This window comes from Luteolibacter sp. (assembly GCF_058122085.1).
In genome coordinates this window covers 1-2,960 of sequence record NZ_JBIKBQ010000199.1, presented here as the reverse complement: position 1 = coordinate 2,960, position 2,960 = coordinate 1, and the positions used below count along the sequence as shown (strand labels likewise).

Annotated in this window: 3 protein-coding genes and 1 pseudogene; all 4 read left to right on the top strand. The window is 57.3% G+C overall.

The window, feature by feature from the left end; translation table 11 throughout:
• Positions 1-232 precede the first annotated feature (232 nt).
• Positions 233-1,402 carry a tyrosine-type recombinase/integrase gene (locus tag AC4DF4_RS18460; RefSeq protein ID WP_490049564.1) on the top strand — a complete coding sequence of 390 codons (1,170 nt, stop codon included), beginning with the start codon at positions 233-235 and terminating at the stop codon, positions 1,400-1,402.
• Positions 1,399-1,659, top strand: a complete 261-nt coding sequence (locus tag AC4DF4_RS18455; RefSeq protein ID WP_490049563.1) for a helix-turn-helix transcriptional regulator — start codon at positions 1,399-1,401, stop codon at positions 1,657-1,659. The genes AC4DF4_RS18460 and AC4DF4_RS18455 overlap by 4 nt, the downstream gene beginning before the upstream one ends.
• 178 nt (positions 1,660-1,837) lie before the next feature.
• Complete coding sequence (locus tag AC4DF4_RS18450) at positions 1,838-2,029, top strand: hypothetical protein (RefSeq protein ID WP_490049562.1); 192 nt, start codon at positions 1,838-1,840, stop codon at positions 2,027-2,029.
• 341 nt (positions 2,030-2,370) lie between these two features.
• Positions 2,371-2,960, top strand: a pseudogene (locus AC4DF4_RS18445) (6-bladed beta-propeller); the annotation flags it as partial.

Genomic DNA, 2,960 nt, shown 5'->3' with positions numbered 1-2,960 from the left:
TCCCTGTCTGTTTACTCATGGTGTTGGTTGATTTGAAACGTTTGTTCAAACAGGCGATGTCGGAACATCGCCCGATCAACCAGCACCAATCGATTTTAACATTTTAACGAAAAAAAATCCTCTTCCTCCGACCAAGGTCCGGATTTACACGATCAACCGAAAGGATGGATACGAGCAGTTCACCCTCGCATGGAAGGAGGACGGCAGACGGCGGACCCGCTGCTTATCCTGCATGGACGAGGCCAGGATGATCGCCCAGCAGGTGACCGTTCGGCTCATCAATGGTTTCACCGATACCTGCGAGGCGACCCGCCGTGACCTCGACATTCTTCGCCACTGCGAGCGCACCGCCACCGAGTTCGGAATGACGCTGGCGGCTGCCATCGAGGAATGGGCGAGCGCCCGGCGCACTGCAGGAAACGTCCTGCTTTCGGACGCCGTCCGGTTCTACGCGGCAAACCGCGCTGACCTGTATCCTACTCGCAGCAATGTCCAAGCCGCCGCTGAGTTCTCCGTGTCCCTCAAGCGGAAAGGCGTGAGCGCCATCTATGTCCGGAACGCGACGGCCAGCTTGAAGCGGTTCACGGACGCCGTATCTGGAAACATCGCAGACGTCACGGTGGCCGACATCAACCGGTTCCTCGATGGACTCAAGAAGCTCGGTCCGGTCAGCAAGAACGGAATCCGCCGCAACATCGTCACCATGTTCGGGTTCGCCAAAAAGCAGGGATACCTGCATCCCGACCGCAAGACGACTGCGGAGCAAACCGAATCGTTCAAGGAGCCGGAAACCGAGATCCAGATTTTCACTCCTGAAGAAATGGAGAGTCTCCTGCTCACCGCCCACGCCCGCATCCTGCCGCTCGTCGCCATCGGTGGATTCGCCGGCATCCGATCAGCCGAGGTCGCCCGTCTCGAATGGCAAGACATCAAGTGGGATCGCGGTCACATCGAAATCGCGGGGAAAAAGGCCAAGACGGCGGCACGCAGGTTGGTTCCGCTATCGGACAACTTGAAGGCATGGCTTGCCCCGTGGCGCGGCGAGACGGGTCCTATCCTGACGATCACCGACGCCTCCGGTGCCTTAGGAGATACTGCTGTGAAAGCCAAGATCCCCGGCGGATGGCGTCAGAATGCCCTCAGACATTCGTTCATCAGCTATCGGGTCGCGGAGACCGGCGACGTGGCTCGGACCTCTCTGGAGGCTGGCAACTCTCCGAAAATGATCTTCCGCCACTACCGGGAAATCGTGGACGAAGAGGCGACGAAGGCGTGGTGGTCGATCCATCCCCCGGAAGGCTGGCAACCACCCGGGCTGAAACCGTCAATCAGGGAGCGGTTGAGGCACTTGTCTTGCCGTCAGGACAACCCATGCGTTGACACCACCAACAGTGCGTTATGAAAGCAACCATCGCCACAAGCCCCGTTCAGACGGCCAACACCTGCAATCCAATTCACGAGGCAACTGCCGTCCAGCCCACCCTGATCAAAAAGAAGGAACTCGCCGCGCGCCTGTCCGTCAGTCCCCGCACGATCGACGAATGGGCGCGGAAGCGGAAGATCCCCTATCTCCAGATCAGCGACCGATTCTACCTTTACGAATTTAACGCCGTGCTAGCCGCACTGAAGAAGCACTACCAGGTGGATGCCCGATCCTGATTCCTGAATACAAAGAAACCCCGGACGGTGCGAACCATCCGGGGTTTTTATTGCACGCGCTCAGCCCCCCCGCCACTTCCGCACCATCGCTACCAGAGACATGACGCCGACTGCGAGGCCCACGCAGAGCGACGTCACACTCCCGCGCCCGCCGCCTCCGCCCTTCGATATCCACACCATGGAGCCCATCGAACCACCTTGGCAGGCGATCAAGGAATGGATCCCCGACGAAGAGCCCGATCTCGACTGTTTCAATCGTCCCCTGAATCCTTCAAATCCAGATCCCGACGGATTCGACCAAAGTCCCACATGGGAACCCGAGGAAATCCAACTCGACGACGGCAGCACCCTGGTTCTCGAATACACCTGAAGATCCGGACAGACTCGCCGAAAAACCGCCGCCAAAATAAATCTGGCACAGCGGTTTGGAGAGCTACGCTCGCGGCGAATGAAAACCGCCGTGAAATCTCCCGAGTCAGCCGTTTACCGGCGTGGACTGGGGATTTTTCTTACCGAAACTCCGCCCACTGACACACAGAAACACCTCTTCCGCCCCCTTTCCCCCGCAACCCCCTTTTCCCCGCCCTCCGGTCCGACCCAATGGCTCTTTCAGGAGCCTCCCGCAGAAAGCAAATTCCTAGCAGCAGATTCAGGAGATTGTCGCCCAGCTTGTGGGTTGACTCATCATGAAAATTTATCAAGCCTGCTGACATGTCCTCACCACATATCAATCGTCGTCGTTTCATGGGTAGCACTTTGGCTGCCGCCGCAGCATTTTCACCGCTTGGTTTCGGCATTGCCCATGCTGCAGATGAGAATCCCGAGATTCTTGGGCAGGGAGATTTCAAGTTCCGTTTAGATAAGGAATGGGGTTTCAAGCGTGATGCCAGCCCGGTGGCCGTTGCGGATTGTCATGAATTCGCGCGCTTGAAGTCCGGAAACCAGATTCTTTGCACCACTGAGACGGCGAACAACCTGATTCAATTTTCCCCGGACGGAAAAGTGGTGCGCACGTTCGGAACAACCTATCCGGGTATCCACGGACTGAACCTTTCCGAAGAAAACGGTGAGGAGTTTCTCTGGGTGACCGATACCAAGCGACGCATCGTGGTCAAACTGGATATGACCGGCAAAGAACTGATGACTTTGGGTTGGCCCGAAGCTTCTGGCAAATATGAAGGGGAGAAGCGTTTTTGCCCGACCGAAACGGCAGTCAATCCGGCCAACGGTGATATCTACGTCGCAGATGGTTATGGCAGTGATTATCTGCTGCATTACACGGCGAAAGGCGAGTTCAAGGC